This is a genomic window from Peribacillus huizhouensis (assembly GCF_014138605.1).
In the GTDB taxonomy this organism is placed as follows: domain Bacteria; phylum Bacillota; class Bacilli; order Bacillales; family DSM-1321; genus Peribacillus; species Peribacillus huizhouensis.
This window is the reverse complement of sequence record NZ_JACJHX010000009.1, coordinates 35961-51432: the sequence shown is the minus strand read 5'-3', so window position 1 is coordinate 51432 and position 15472 is coordinate 35961. Positions and strand designations below refer to the sequence as shown.

General features: G+C 36.3%; 16 protein-coding genes. 13 read left to right on the top strand and 3 right to left on the bottom strand.

What is annotated here, in order from left to right; all coding sequences use genetic code 11:
* The first annotated feature begins 156 nt into the window (after positions 1-156).
* The 10 genes from ablB to HNP81_RS14345 all read left to right on the top strand — a co-directional run bounded on the left by ablB (position 157) and on the right by HNP81_RS14345 (position 10010).
* Complete coding sequence (ablB, locus tag HNP81_RS14390) at positions 157-1005, top strand: putative beta-lysine N-acetyltransferase (RefSeq protein ID WP_182503111.1); 849 nt, start codon at positions 157-159, stop codon at positions 1003-1005.
* 85 nt (positions 1006-1090) lie between these two features.
* A complete protein-coding gene (locus HNP81_RS14385; protein WP_312859687.1) occupies positions 1091-2467 on the top strand; it encodes a sigma-54 interaction domain-containing protein in 1377 nt (458 codons plus the stop codon).
* A 104-nt stretch (positions 2468-2571) separates the two neighbouring features.
* A complete protein-coding gene (kamA, locus tag HNP81_RS14380; protein WP_182503109.1) occupies positions 2572-3990 on the top strand; it encodes a lysine 2,3-aminomutase in 1419 nt (472 codons plus the stop codon).
* Between the two features lies 1 nt (position 3991).
* Positions 3992-4270, top strand: coding sequence for a YokU family protein (locus tag HNP81_RS14375; RefSeq protein WP_028391448.1), 279 nt, complete (start codon positions 3992-3994; stop codon positions 4268-4270).
* A 375-nt stretch (positions 4271-4645) separates the two neighbouring features.
* Positions 4646-4870, top strand: a complete 225-nt coding sequence (locus HNP81_RS14370) for a YozE family protein (RefSeq protein WP_376766754.1) — start codon at positions 4646-4648, stop codon at positions 4868-4870.
* A gap of 253 nt (positions 4871-5123) precedes the next feature.
* A complete protein-coding gene (gene yodN / locus HNP81_RS14365) occupies positions 5124-5825 on the top strand; it encodes a germination protein YodN (RefSeq protein WP_034301017.1) in 702 nt (233 codons plus the stop codon).
* A 67-nt stretch (positions 5826-5892) separates the two neighbouring features.
* Positions 5893-6063, top strand: coding sequence for a YozD family protein (locus HNP81_RS14360; RefSeq protein ID WP_084552308.1), 171 nt, complete (start codon positions 5893-5895; stop codon positions 6061-6063).
* Positions 6064-6486: 423 nt separating this feature from the next.
* Positions 6487-7191 carry a purine-nucleoside phosphorylase gene (gene deoD, locus HNP81_RS14355; protein ID WP_028391446.1) on the top strand — a complete coding sequence of 235 codons (705 nt, stop codon included), beginning with the start codon at positions 6487-6489 and terminating at the stop codon, positions 7189-7191.
* A gap of 218 nt (positions 7192-7409) precedes the next feature.
* Positions 7410-8927 (top strand): lmo1851 family serine protease, encoded by a 1518-nt coding sequence (locus HNP81_RS14350; protein WP_312859686.1) that lies wholly within the window; start codon positions 7410-7412, stop codon positions 8925-8927.
* Positions 8928-9089: 162 nt separating this feature from the next.
* Positions 9090-10010 (top strand): CobW family GTP-binding protein, encoded by a 921-nt coding sequence (locus HNP81_RS14345; protein WP_182503108.1) that lies wholly within the window; start codon positions 9090-9092, stop codon positions 10008-10010.
* Positions 10011-10168: 158 nt separating this feature from the next.
* Here HNP81_RS14345 and HNP81_RS14340 read toward each other — a convergent pair whose 3' ends face one another.
* Positions 10169-10414 (bottom strand): hypothetical protein, encoded by a 246-nt coding sequence (locus tag HNP81_RS14340; RefSeq protein ID WP_028391443.1) that lies wholly within the window; start codon positions 10412-10414, stop codon positions 10169-10171.
* A 139-nt stretch (positions 10415-10553) separates the two neighbouring features.
* Between HNP81_RS14340 and yoyC the strand changes: the two genes are divergently transcribed.
* From yoyC to HNP81_RS14325, 3 genes are all read left to right on the top strand, one after another.
* Complete coding sequence (gene yoyC, locus HNP81_RS14335) at positions 10554-10835, top strand: protein YoyC (RefSeq protein WP_182503107.1); 282 nt, start codon at positions 10554-10556, stop codon at positions 10833-10835.
* Positions 10836-11263: 428 nt separating this feature from the next.
* Positions 11264-11725 carry a FixH family protein gene (locus HNP81_RS14330; RefSeq protein ID WP_182503106.1) on the top strand — a complete coding sequence of 154 codons (462 nt, stop codon included), beginning with the start codon at positions 11264-11266 and terminating at the stop codon, positions 11723-11725.
* 418 nt (positions 11726-12143) lie between these two features.
* Positions 12144-12938: a CAP domain-containing protein gene (locus HNP81_RS14325; RefSeq protein WP_182503105.1), complete on the top strand. Its 795-nt coding sequence runs from the start codon at positions 12144-12146 to the stop codon at positions 12936-12938.
* A gap of 280 nt (positions 12939-13218) precedes the next feature.
* Here the strand turns inward: HNP81_RS14325 and HNP81_RS14320 are convergent, their stop codons facing one another.
* On the bottom strand, positions 13219-13695 hold the full coding sequence (locus HNP81_RS14320; protein WP_028391440.1) for a hypothetical protein: 477 nt from the start codon (positions 13693-13695) through the stop codon (positions 13219-13221).
* 252 nt (positions 13696-13947) lie between these two features.
* Positions 13948-15312, bottom strand: coding sequence for an MATE family efflux transporter (locus tag HNP81_RS14315; RefSeq protein WP_182503104.1), 1365 nt, complete (start codon positions 15310-15312; stop codon positions 13948-13950).
* Between the last annotated feature and the right edge of the window lie 160 nt (positions 15313-15472).

Genomic DNA, 15472 nt, shown 5'->3' with positions numbered 1-15472 from the left:
CCAAAGTGATTTGTCCATATGGGTTAGGCGATATACTGCTCTCCCTAATATTTACGGATAAAATTATCCAAAAATATAAGGGAGAGCATGTGAGGTCTGACTCTTTCGTGATTTTTTGGTACACTAAATACAAAATGAAGTAAAAGGGGAAGGGTAATGAATCATATACCAATGGAAAAAGAGATAAATGGAGATGGCTATTATGTAAAACTAGTTATCGATCCTTTTAATAAACGGGTGCGAATGGATGATCATTTAGGAAATATTACGCTTTGTTTAAAAGAGGCGGATGAAGCCATGTTAAAAATCGGTGCAGAGAAACTGATTGTTAAAGCAAGACAGGAATATTTCAAAGAACTGATTTTAGCTGGTTTTGTTTTCGAAGCAAGTATCGATAAGTATTTTTTTGGTAGTGATTGTTGTTTTTTTGCAAAATATTATCAAAATGAGCGTCGAAACAGTATAAATTGGAAAGAAGAAGACGAAATTTTAACACGAGTATTATCCCTTAGTTCCGTTGAACAAAGAAAACAGCTTCCTTTAGGCTATACGATAAGAAAAGCAAATAGAGCTGATGCAGAAGAATTAGCACGTTTATATCAACGAGTTTTTGAAATCTATCCTGTTCCGATGAATGATCCAGAATATGTGAAAAAATGTATCGAAAACGATGCTGTCTTTTATGTGTGCCTTTTTAAAGAAAAAATTGTTAGTGCTGCCTCAGCAGAAGTAAACAGCCATTATCATAATGCTGAAATAACCGATTGTGCGACACTGCCGGAGCATCGGCAATTCGGAATAATGAAGCACTTAATTTGCGAGCTAGAAAAATACTTGGCTGCACAGCAAATCTTTTGTGTGTATTCTATTGCAAGAGCACTTTCATATGGGATAAATGCTGCCTTTTATTCATTAGATTATACGTACCGTGGTAGATTAGCGAATAACTGTTATATTTTCGATAAACTAGAAGATATGAATATTTGGGTGAAAAACATATTGTAAATGCTGAAAAATCAGCAGTAATCTGACAAGATTCAGGCACTCTTTCATATACTTTATTAAGTAAGCCTTGAAGGGGTGAATGAATGTGAATCAGGAATTTTATACGACTAGAGAAGTGTTAGAAGCCATTTTAACGAGCATTGATGAAGGCATTCATGTTATCAATACAAAAGGGGATACGATTTTTTACAATAAAGTGGCAGCAGAACGGGATCGGATGAAGGTTGAAGAGGTGCTAGGGGAACCACTCATACAATCCTTTCCATCTCTAAATCGCCATACATCTACATTATTAAAGGTCATAGAGAAAGGAGAACCAATTAAAGATAAACGACAGTCTTATATGAATATACATGGAAAAATGATTGAAACCATCAATACGACCTTACCGTTGCATATGAATGGAGAATTGATTGGAGCCATTGAAATTGCCAAAGATTATTCCACTTTGAAAGCTCTATCGGAACGATTGCTTGACCTAAAGCAAAGCGATACTAGTCAGAAAAAGAATAAGGGTGCAACGAATAGTGTTCACTATACATTTTCTGATTTATTAACGGTGAATCCGGAGTTTTTACAGGTGATTCATCAAGGAAAAAAAGCCGCAAATTCCAATTCTTCTGTGCTTGTTTATGGTGAAAGTGGGGTAGGAAAGGAATTGTTTGTCCAAAGCATTCATGCTTCTTCATCTAGAAGAAATGCTCCCTTTATCGCTCAAAACTGTGCAGCGCTTCCAGAGTCATTGCTAGAAAGTTTATTATTTGGAACAGCAAAAGGTAGCTATACTGGTGCAGTAGAGCGCGCGGGGTTGTTTGAATTAGCCCACGGTGGAACTTTATTTCTAGATGAATTACAATCAATGCCGCTTCAGTTACAAACTAAATTATTGCGGGTGCTTGAAGATGGACTGATAAGAAGAATAGGAGGTTCGAAGAATAGTAGAGTAGACGTAAGAATAATGGCGGCGATGAATAAGCATCCCGAAAAAGCTCTACAAGAGCAATTGCTTCGGCCGGACTTATACTACCGTTTGAATGTATTAAGTTATGAATTACCCCCTTTAAATCAGCGGCCAGAAGACATCGAACTACTCTCTGAACATTTTATTTCTTATTTTAATACGAAAATGCAAAAGCATATAAGCGGTATCGAACCTGATTTACTAAAGTTTTTCCACGCATATAAATGGCCAGGAAATGTAAGGGAACTTAAGCATACGATTGAATATATGATGAATGTTACTGAGACTACCTTACTTCACTTTCAGGACTTGCCTCCATTTCTTAAGATTAAGGATACACATATACTAGAGATTCATCCTTTAAGAGAAACTTTGAAGAAAACCGAAGAGAAGTTAATTACCAATGCTTTAATGAAAACCAAAGGAAATATTCTGCAAGCGGCTAAGTTGCTTCAAATACCGCGACAAACACTTCAGTATAAGCTGAATAAAATCGAATAGAGTGAATCGATGATCATTATTTTTTGATGAAAATCATGATTTTTGTCTATTATGGCATGCATCTTGCATTAACTAGTAATATCAAGATGCAAGGGGGAACCATTATGTTATTCGATTTATATAAGCCTGATCGACACTGGAGAAATATTGAATTGTGGGAAGATGTTACGGATGAAAAGTGGAATGATTGGATTTGGCAGCTTACGAATACGATACGAACATTAGATGATTTGAAGAAAGTGATTCACTTAACACCAGATGAAGAAGAAGGTGTTCGAATTTCAACGAAAACCATTCCACTAAATATAACACCCTATTATGCCTCATTAATGAATCCTGATGATCCACGATGTCCGATTCGAATGCAAAGTGTTCCGATATCAAGCGAAATGCATAAAACGAAATACGATATGGAAGATCCGCTTCATGAAGATGAAGATTCCCCAGTACCAGGCTTAACCCATCGTTATCCTGATCGAGTTCTGTTTTTAGTGACTAATCAATGTTCGATGTATTGCAGGTATTGTACACGAAGAAGGTTTTCCGGACAGATTGGAATGGGGGTTCCAAAAAAACAACTTGATGCGGCGATTCAATATATTAGGGAAACACCTGTTGTCCGTGATGTTCTCTTATCTGGCGGCGATGGTCTATTGATTAACGACACGATTCTGGAGTATATTTTGAAAAATCTACGTGAAATTCCACATGTAGAAATTATCAGGATTGGTACCCGTGCACCTGTTGTTTTTCCACATCGGATCACCGAAAATTTATGTGCGATTTTAAAGAAATATCATCCAGTATGGCTCAATACACATTTCAATACATCAATTGAAATTACAGAAGAAGCAAAGAAAGCGTGTGAAATGCTTGCTGATGCTGGAGTCCCTGTAGGCAATCAAGCAGTCATTCTCGCTGGTATCAATGACAGTGTCCCGATTATGAAAAAGTTGATGCATGATCTCGTGAAAATTCGCGTCAGACCTTATTATATTTACCAGTGTGATTTGTCTGAAGGAATCGGTCATTTCAGGGCACCGATATCAAAAGGAATTGAGATTATCGAAGGGCTCAGAGGACATACATCTGGATATGCGGTTCCAACCTTTGTCGTCGATGCACCAGGTGGCGGAGGAAAAATTACACTACAGCCTAACTATATCATTTCGCAATCACCTGAGAAAACAGTACTTCGGAATTTTGAAGGTGTTATTTCAACGTATCCTGAACCAGAGGATTACGCACCAGGGCGAGCAGATGAATACTTTTCAAGTATTTATCCGGAAGTAGGAAATAAACGATCAAAAATCGGTATTGCCGGTTTGTTGAATGAAAGTAAGTTTAATTTGGTCCCAGAAGGATTAGAACGTCTATATCGGCGTGAAGCATATGAAAATAACCCTGACCATAGCACATTAAAAGATCAACGTGAAAAGCGTGACATCTTAAAAGAAAAGAAATATCAGTCACAGCTGAAGAAAATGTCATCTGCAAAGAGCGATCATGATAAGGGGGATTAAAATGGATACATGCACCTGGTGTGAAGTAACTGGTGTAGTACTTGGTTCCGGCTCAGTCTTTTGGGAACTTCCTGACGGTACAAAAGCGATTGAAATCTTAAATACACCTACTTATACTTGTGAAAACTGTGGAGCTGTTTATCAAAGTGATGAAACGGTGAAACAAATTGAAGACCAACTGTTCTTAATTTCAACGGTGGATTTAAGTAAGACAGTCGATTATCAAGATTTGATGAAGATGAAACGACTGCTTAAGCGAAACTATTTTGATTTTTCGTGAATTTCTACGATTTACTCTGTTCCAAATTTGTAAATTAGTCATACATTTAATGACGAAAAGTTAGCAAGAAGAGGGTGTATGGAGGGGAATATTAACAAATTGTGAACGTTTGTCCTGTAACGATAGACTTTAGTTCACGCATCTACACGATCTATCGTGTCAATACTGCGGTATATAAAGTATATGGGCAGCTAGTTTTGATACACCTTCTTTTGACGATTAGACAAAACTCCATTATATTAAAATCAGATTTATTTTATCCGACTTTAATGGACAGTAGCCCCCACCTCAAGCCTTGGAGGAATCGAAGAAGCGCAGGTGGGTGGTAACTGCCCGTAAAAGCCTGATTGATGTTTGACTTTATTTTGGAGGTTAATGATGAAGCCTTTTTACACGTACTTAATGAAATATCGCCAGCCGAAAGAAGTAGATGAAATTACGAAATTTGCCAATGAAGCATTTAACGATCATACGTTTCCGAAGCAGTCTAATAATTATGATGAACTCAGCAGGTATTTAGAAATGAATGGACATTATCTTAGAAGTATGGCAATTTTTGATGAAGCTTGGGACGAGTATATATTGAATGAGCAGAGCTAAACAGTTCATATCATTCTTTGTTTGATCTGAGCCTATTTCGATAAAGGAGTGCCTCTAAGGAACTCACCAAATTAATAAATATACCTTACCAACCAGTTCCTTTTATCACTGAAAAAGGACTGGCTTTTTTTTATGAGATTTTAATAGGTTTAGCAAAAAAACATTAGAGAATTCAGGTTAACGCAGAGAATAGAATCTGCATATACTTTATATTATCAAACATATTGGACCGAAATATAAGGGGATGTCTCTTATGGGGAAAAAGAAGCAGCCGAAATTTAAGAAAGGCGATACAGTAGTCATTACCATGTATGGGACAGTGGGAAAAATTACTGATGTAAAATTTATGGATGGATCTTTTGTGTATGAAGTGAATAATAGTCAAGGGCTATATTTAGAAAACACACTTCAAAGTGTTGAAGAATATGAAGGTGAGTTAGTGTCAGATACAGAGCACATAGATATTGAATATAAATTTACGTTCGGTGATCTAGTTCAAGTTGATGGATATGAGCGTGATTATTTTAGAATACTTGGCTTCAGAACTGAGATATGGCGTTATAAAGAAGATGCTTGGGAAGATATTGTTTATGAACTTTCTAGGATTTCCGATGGAGAGTGGTTAGAAGCTCATGAGGAAGAAATCACATTAATTGCTGATGCAGATCGTGCGGAAAGTATCATGTCTAAATTAGGTCTTATTGAGGACCAGAAAAAAGTTTCGAAAGCAGCCGATTCATTGAAAAAAAATGGACAAAAAACAGAATCAATCTCACATGTTCAAGGTCGTGATAAAAAGGAAATTATTGATAGCCTACTCGATCTTTATAATGATTATCAAATATTGTATAAATGGTTCGGAGATGAAGATTATTTTCATGTGATGAAAATAGCACTTTTGAAAATAAAAAAGACCGTAGAAGATACAGCAGGCGATGGAAAATTAAAGAATTAAAGGAATTAGATCAAGCAGTCATATTTCATCTATCAGACTCATACATCTTTAATAAGGGGGCGATGACATGCGAGAAATTGAAGTATTTATTGATACAGAAGAAATTGCGGAATTCTTCTATCAGGAGTTAATGAAACGGGGCTATATCCCGACTGAAGAGGAGTTAGAAGATCTTGCAGACATCACATTCGATTATTTGCTTGATAAATGTATTATTGATGAAGATACTGAGGAATAACTCTAGGGAATATTTTATTTTCCCACATCAGTTATACGCACTTTAACGGATAACCCCTCACTTCTTAAAAAAAGTCAGGCTAACGGTGTATTAAAATAGTGACTTTGTCAAAAAACATACATGGACACCAAAGCATTGTTACTTCTAAAGCAATGCTTTTTTTTGATGCGCTAGAGGGGAAAATAAGGTAACTTTGTATTTACAGATTTCAAATTGTACAGATGAGCATATTATCATTAGAATCTAAAGGCACTTTCGTTAGCAGAAAATTGTTTAGATGAACGGACAATGCTTGTGAATAAAATGCATTATTACTAAAAATCAATTATAATGAAGATTCCGTACACATTTTCAATTATGGACGATGTTGTGGTATAGTTATTTGCGATATTTATTAATCAAGCTTTAGAGGAGGAAACAAAAGTGAGTGTACATATTGGTGCAAAAGAAAATGAAATTGCAGAAACGGTCTTGTTACCTGGAGATCCACTTCGTGCAAAATATATAGCAGAAACTTTTTTAGAAAATGCTACACTATACAATGAAGTTAGAAACATGTTTGGCTATACAGGCACTTATAAAGGAAAAAGAATTTCTGTTCAAGGTACGGGAATGGGTGTCCCTTCAATTTCTATCTATGTTAATGAATTGATTAATAGCTATAATGTTCAAAACCTTATTCGTGTCGGTACAGCCGGAGCCATCCAAAAAGACGTAAAGGTACGTGATGTTATTCTCGCTATGAGCGCTTCAACAGATTCTCAAATGAATCGTTTAACATTTGGTGGTATTGATTATGCACCAACAGCAGATTTCGATTTATTAAGAAAAGCATATGAAGTAGGCGTTGCGAAAGGTTTGCAACTAAAGGCCGGAAATGTCTTTACAGCAGATCATTTTTACAATGACAACAGTGATTTAGAAAAATGGGCAAGATACCAAATCCTTGCAGTAGAAATGGAGTCTGCTGCACTTTACACGCTTGCTGCTAAGTTTGGTCGAAAAGCCTTGTCTATTTTGACAATTAGTGATCATATTCTTACTGGAGAAGAAACGACTTCAGAGGAACGGCAAACTACATTCAATGAAATGATAGAAGTTGCCTTAGAAGCAGCCGTTCAAGAATAACATAATATTCTTCTCGGACAGATAGCTAGTTGACCAGATGTTCTATAAATGATGTTGGGGAAAGTATGTCGATTGAATAAATATGGTATACTGTCCCTCACACATACCCAATAATTTTAACTTATACTAAACATTAATATTTTTCGGAAAGACATAAATCTGGTAAAATAATTTTACATACAAAATACGTAGATTCATTTAATGAACACGAGTAAAATTTGAAGGCACAACCTGAAAGTGGTGAACACGCATTGGAAGAAGAAAATAAACAAACAGATTCTCCAGAAAAGACCAGATATGTTAAAATGAGAAGGTTTCCGTTTATCATGGGGATATTTTTACTTGTTTTTTTAACAGCAGGAATTACTACGATTGCGTTAACTTTTGGAACAGATAAGGTCGAATCGTCTTTATCTACTCAAATGTCTACTGGCGAACATCCTGAATTCGCAAAACTTTATTCTACTTATGACACATTAAAGAATAATTTTTATAAAGATGTAAATGAAAAGGAACTTGTAAACGGTGCTATTGATGGAATGATTAAAGCGCTTGATGATCCATACTCTACCTATATGAATCAAGAAGAAGCAAAAAGCTTTCAAGAAAGTATTTCTTCTTCATTTGAAGGAATAGGAGCAGAAATTCAACAGGCAAACTCATTTATTATGGTAGTTTCTCCTATAAAGGGTTCCCCTGCAGAGAAAGCAGGAATTAAGCCTAATGACTTAATTTTAAGCGTGAATGGTGACAGTTTAGAAGGTGTAAGCTCAACCGAAGCAGTCATGAAGATAAGAGGGAAAAAAGGTACAAAAGTTGAATTGGAAATTTCTCGAGAAGGATCTGAAAAACCAATTGAAATTACAATCACACGTGATACCATCCCAGTTGAAACAGTTTATGCCGAAATGCTGGACAATCATATTGCGAAAATTCAGGTAACAAGTTTCTCCACAGATACTGCGAATGATTTAAAACAAGCAATTGAGGAAATGGATAAACAGGGTATGAAAGGCATGATTCTAGACTTGCGAGGTAATCCAGGTGGGCTTCTTGACCAAGCTGAAGAAATAGCTAGTATTTTTGTCCCGGATGGCAAGCCTATCCTACAAGTGGAAAATCGAGCAGGTGAGAAACAGGTGGCTAACGCCAGAAACAATGGTATATTTGAAAAACCTGTAGTCGTGTTAATTGATGGCGGCAGTGCTAGTGCCTCAGAAATTGTAGCTGCTGCGGTTAGCGAATCAGCAGGAATTAAGCTTATTGGGGAAAAATCATTCGGTAAAGGAACTGTACAAACCGCAACAGATTTTAAAGACGGCTCTAACTTTAAATATACAACGGCTAAATGGTTGACACCTAATGGAAACTGGATACATACCAAAGGAATTGAACCAGATGTTTTGGTAAAGCTTCCAGATTACGCAAGTCTTACTTATATTTCACCTGATAAAGCATTGAAGGTGTCTGAGTCAGGTGTCGAAGTGAAAACGGCCGAGAAGATGTTAGAAGCAGCGGGATATAAACCAGGCAAAATTGATGGATTCTTTGACAACGAAACTGAAAATGCAGTGTCTCAATTCCAAAAAGACCACAGTATTAAAGCAACAGGTGTACTTACTGGAGAATCTACGATAAAGCTTATGCAAGTTTTGCGAGAAAAGATTCTAGCAAACGATACACAGCTAAAAAAAGCATCGGAAGTATTGGAAAGTCAGTTGAATACTAGTAAATAACAGCTAAACCAGCAAAGTCTCCTTACCAGGACACTTTGCTGGTTTTCTTTATTGAAGTTTCGTCGTATATAGAATAACACAGCAAGATCTCATGTTTTGTACGTCTATTTATGGTACACTGCTAGTGAAACTAAATCGATTTGAATCAGGAGTATATTTAGAATGGAAAAAATGACCGAGGTATACATTTTAGGTGGTTTTCTAGGCAGTGGGAAAACAACTTTATTAAAGGAAATAATTCAACAGGAAAATGAAGCAGGGCGTAAAGCCGCAATTTTATTAAATGAACTGGGCAGTGTATCTGTCGAATCAGCAGCACTAGGGGCTGATGTTCCTTTCAAGGAGCTTCTAGGAGGCTGTATTTGCTGTACTATACAAGATAAGTTGGAGGTACAAATACATAGTTTGTTATCTGAGCACGAACTTGATGCGATTTATATAGAAACAACTGGAGCGGCTCATCCGGTTGAGGTTTTAGATAGTATCATGAGTCCATTATTTGCTAAAAGATTAAATTATCGTGGGATTATTACAGTAGTTGATTTACTTCGTTTCAAAGATCGGAATGAATTGTCACCACAGCTACGTCAGCTTTTGGTAGAACAGGTACAGCATGCAGACTTTATCCTCTTAAACAAACAGGACTTGGTAAGTGATCTAGAAGCTGGACAGCTTGTATATTCGATTCAAGCAATAAATCCTGAGGCAATAAGTTTACTTACTACACAAGCCAAAATATCACTTTCTTCTTTACAAAAAATGAAAATGAACCAAAAAAATGTACATAGTCAATTGAACGTACACAGTCATTTGCATTTGCAAGCTATCGTACATACCTTCAAAAAGGCTATGGATCAAACCTCCTTCGAAGAATGGCTGCGTGCTCTTCCAGCAACAGTTTATCGAATGAAGGGCTATGTGTCTTTTACAAACTCTGAGCAACCATACTTATTTCAGTATTCCTATGGTATGCCAATCTATATGAATGAATTAATAAAAATGCCACTCAATCTAGTTATTATTGGTGAAAAACTTAATGAAAAAGAAATCCGGAGTCAGCTAACAGCTTTGGAAGAAAAATAGTATCCATTTGTGTTTAGTTGAGGCTTACAGGATGTGGGCAACAGACATAGACATGAAGATGCAGTGTACTTTGTCAGTGATTTAATGATTTTAGAATGGGTCTAACAATCAGTGGGGACAAAGAACTCCCCACTGAATGAAGTTTTACTTTATTAAAATTACAAGTTTCGTTCGCCGAATGCAGCAAAGGTTTTTTCGTCTTCGATTAGGCCGCATGAAGCACATTGGACTCTTACTTCTGGGCCGCGGTATGGAAGATGAAAAGGCTCTAAATTATCACTTGAGTATTCTTGAACAACCTCACCAGATTGAGGATCTTTTTTTACAGAAGTTGCGACTTGTTGAATGAGATTAAATCTAGATTTATTTGTTCGGCAATTTGGGCAGCGGTAAACTTGTGCCAATAGAATCACTCCTTTATCCAGTTGTCTAAGTTGATTTGTCTTCTCTTTTTAGTATACAGAATATGTCATATAGGCAAATAATTTATCATTAGGATTACCTTTATATAAGGAATTATGTAAATCAATGGAGGGAAGTAGTATGAATGAAGAAAACGACAAATATTTATTGAAGATCTATTCGAAATTATGGAAGAATCGAATAGTAGAAGACAGCGGTGGTCAAGAAAATGATGTGCTTCGCGAAAAAATAAAAGCTGAATTGCTTGATGAAAACAGTCATCCAAGAGCGAGGAAAAATCGGTATGAGAAATTTTATTTATGCATTCAAAGAGTTCATCATTCCAATTTAAACGATGAAGAAAAGAGCAGGATGCTTTCAGTTTATATTGAAGAAATGGAGAAATTAGCACAGACACCATAGTGATTATCCCGCATTAACGGGCAGTATAATTCCCACCACAAGGCTTAGAGGAATTAACGAAGTGTAGGTAGGGGATAACAACTCCCCGTAAAAGCCCGATTGGTGAGATACAGTGAAACTTAACTTAGCGATGTGCTCTTTTAGCGGTTTAGTTGAGGCCCACAGGATGTGGGTCACACAGACGAAGACATGAGGACGCGGCGAACTTAGTCTGTGATTTATTGATTCGGGTTCGTAGAGTCGATTTATCGAAGCGGAGCGGAGATATTAGCGACTCTAGAACGGGACAAACAATCAGTAGGAGATCAAGAAAACCCCTACTTATTAATGTTTCACTTTATCAGGAATTTGTCACATGATTACTGATTTAACTCCCAAATTTATGATATCTTGTTATATATATATATATATAATAAAGGGGAAGAAAAATGAGGAAAAAAGTAGGAAGCATGTTAGTAATCGTTTTGATGATTGTTCTAGTTGCTTGTTCGAACCTTCAGGAGAAAGATATTGAGCCCAAAATGCTTAATGTAGACTTGACAATTAATCCTAAGCAGGCAGAAGTGAATGATGTTGTTACTTTTAAAGCAAAAGTTACATATGGTGACGAAGAAGTAATGGACGCGGATGAAGTGAAATTTGAAATATGGCGATCACAAAGCGAAAACCATGAAACGATTGAAGTAAAACATTTAAAAGACGGGGTATATCAAATTGAGAAAACCTTCTCAGAAGAAGGTACCTATTATGTCTATGCTCATGTTACGGCTAAAGATTTGCATAATATGCCGAAAAAGGAATTTGTAATTGGGACTGCTAGTGAACCGGAAGAAAAGAGTACAAGTAAATCGATGAATGATGATATTAAACATAACCATCATGATAAATAGTAGAAAAAGAGGTGTCTCATATAAGGGTCTAACCCTTCTTATGGGATGCCTTTTTTTGAATTTTCAGATCTTAATTTGTGTTAATTAATTAATTTTGTAATATAAAAGTAAAGAATGTTACATTAAAAGTCTTTGAAAAAAGTTGTCAATCCTAAATTACTAGTTTTATTTGGTAGTTAAGCGCGCACCTACCATTGACAGAGTAGAAAAGTAGAAGATTTCATCTAGCAATTAATCTACGAGAAAACTATTTAACTATAGGTTTATAAAGAATATCCGCTTAAAATTTTTTAATCCATCTAGCTGTTCATTATTTAATTTTCCCTCAAGGTAATTCATGGTAAGAATGTTACAAAAAAAGCCGTGTTATGATTTTGGCAGAAAGAAAACACCATTGAATTTCAGGGAGGAATTAATAATGAAAAAGAAATCACTATTTACAGCAGCGGCTGCAGCGGCCCTAATTTTCACAGGAGTTGGCGTGAAAGAGGCTGATGCTTCTACAATAAAAAATGTAAACATTCAAACAGTAGCTTATAAAGTTAATAGCCAAGAAGACTTACAAAAAGTACTAGATCAATATCTTGCAAAATATAATATCCCAGTAAACTATAATATTAGCATTAATAAGCAGTTTGATGCAGTTGCTAAACAATATACTGCAAAACCAGCAGCTCCAGTCAAACAACCGGCAAAAGCACCTGTGCAACAGCCAGTGAAAACACCAGTTGCACAGCCAGTTGAAAAACCGGTACAAGCACCGACTGCTCCGACACAAACTCAAACACCACCTGCCCAAAAGCCGACTAATTCTGGAACGCCTACAAGTTCTACAATTAGCCAATTTGAAAAAGAAGTGGTTGAGCTTACAAACGCTGAGCGCGCAAAAAACGGTTTAAAAGCTCTTACAATCGATACCGAGTTAAGCAAAGTTGCACGTGCAAAATCTCAAGATATGAAAGACCGTAACTATTTTGATCACACTAGCCCAACATATGGTTCACCATTTGATATGATGAAGCAATTTGGTATCAGCTATTCTTCTGCTGGTGAAAATATTGCAAAAGGTCAAACAACTCCACAGCAAGTTGTACAAGCATGGATGAACAGTGAAGGACACCGTGCTAACATCTTAAATGCAAGCTACACACATATCGGAGTTGGCTATGTACAAGCAGGCAACTATTGGACACAAATGTTTATTGGAAAATAATTTAGCATAATTTGCTAAGAATAGGCTTCCACCTAGCACAAAGCGGGGTGGAGGCTTTTTTGTATGGAGGACAAGGAACGGGAATACGTGCTACTAATAAAGCCATTCTACTTTGAGGAAGTACTTCAAAATCCTGCTTCGCACCGCTATTATTGTGATTAGGCAAGTGTATCGTGCTAGGGTTTGACCATCATGGTAAATGGCAGGGTTTTAACGCCATATTCGTTTTGTATGGAACTAAGAAATTTAACACAGAATTTTTTCTGAAATGGACGTCTCATTAAATTTCTGAGACGTCTATTTCAGAAAACTGAATATCTTGTTGCTTTGCAAGCCGAATTTCTAGTGTTTCATTTTTGTATTGCGCAGTTGTTCCTTTTTTCTTCACGATGGAGGGCAGGGTAGTAACAAATTTTTCTTCATAACCTGGAATGCCATCAATCATAAGCTGATTTGAAGTATGATAGATTTTTAAATGTCTAATACATGATGAATCTTTAATATTGATGCGAACATAAACATCTGAATGTGTTTCAAATACCGCTGCTTGTAGTTTCCCATCTGAAGGAGTGTTCTGTTGGGTACGTGATTCAGATTCAGCGCTTTGGTTTTGTTGATTCATGAACTGTTGCATCTGATCTGGCATAGCTTGTGAAAAGATTTGATTCATGAACGATTGAATATCATTTGGATTCAAATGCTTGATTTTATCAGAACTATTTTTCTGAAAAGAGAATAGGGAACTCCACGGAAACATTTGTACACCTCATTTCTTATCCGTTAAGGACCACACAAGACTTAATAACAAATGATTTACGTTATAATATGCCAAAGCCTTCTTTAGGGTAACGTTTAGGAATGTCCATTCAAGAAGTAGATTCATTTTTTGGAGTGGAATAGCTATTAGATGTGAAGGGCATAAATTATGTCGATGTTGTCTGAAAAAGACAACATCGAAGTAAGTAATCTTTGAAGTAAAACTAGATTATTAGTGGGAAGGAAAAACTTTTTAGACACTTTTCTGTGTCGATGGATACTTAACTTTTTGCAAGTATAGCAGGCGACCCAATAATCCAATTGCGCCTATTGCCAGGCCGGAAATAAGACCAATCCAATATCCAAATGGGCCTAAATCCGTAAAGTTTGCAAGTGTATATCCAAACGGAAGCCCGATAACCCAGTAAGAAACTAATGACATAAAGAATGTAAAATTCACATCTTTATACCCGCGAAGAATTCCTTGGATTGGGGCTTGGAAAGCATCTGAAATTTGGAAAAAGATCGCATAGATTAAAAAGTGAGTTGTCAATTTTATGACAACCTGATCATCTGTATAAATTGAAGCAACTTGCTCCCGTAAAAAGAAAATGACAAGAGAGCAGATTAAGGACAATATAACTGCAATAGAGATGCCGATTTTACTATATTCACGTGCGTCACTGTACCGTTTTGCGCCAACTTCAAAAGCTACTACAATTGTTAATCCCATCGAGATACTCAATGGAGCCATATAAAGAAATGAAGCAAAGTTCATAGCAATTTGGTGAGAAGCAATTGTAATCGTATCATAACTACTCATAAACAAAGTAACGGCTGCAAAAATACTCGTTTCAAAAAAGATTGAAAAACCAATCGGTAAACCGATGACAAGGAGGGTTTTCCAACTTTTAAGAGATAATCGATAAAACCTTTTAAAAACTCGATAGGACGCAAAAGGCTCTACCTTCACTACTACTATTAAGGCAATGATAAAAATCAGCCAATAGGTGATGGCTGTAGCATAACCAGAACCGACTCCCCCTAGCTCAGGGAATCCGAATTTACCATAAATTAAAAAATAATTAAAAGTAATATTGATCGGTAGCGCTGATAATGTGATGAGCATTGAAATTCTCGTTTGACCAAGACCATCCATGAAAGAACGAAGAACATTAAATACAAAAAGTGGCAAGATGCCATATCCGAGCCCTACTAAAAAGGAATGAGCCACTTGCTCCACGGCAGGTTCTAGATTCATCATTGATAAAATAGGGTTAAGTAAGATGAATCCGATTATTGTAATAGCAACTCCAATAGCGAGGGCCAAATAGATCGCTTGAATGATATTAAAAGGTACCTTTTTTATATCTTTTGCTCCAATTAGTTGAGAAATAATAGGTGGGATTGCTAGTAGTATTCCTCCTAATCCTGAGTAAATGGGCATCCACAATGAGCTGCCGATTGAAACCCCTGCAACATCAGCAGTACTGTATCTTCCGGACATCATTATATCGAAGAAGGACATCGCGTATAAACTAAGTTGTGTGATGAGAAGCGGGAATAAGATGATGAATAACTGGCGGATTTTCCCATGTGTTGTATTAGTTTTTCGCATAATATTACCTCGATTTATTAATTTTTTGCACAATGATAGAATTATAACATAAGTTGCAGTACCTGAAAGGGATGAGAAAAAATATCATATTATAAACAAAAGTTTGGGGCTGTTGGCCTGTTTTTATTCAGATTGAAAAGATTTACGCTGTGTATAAGCT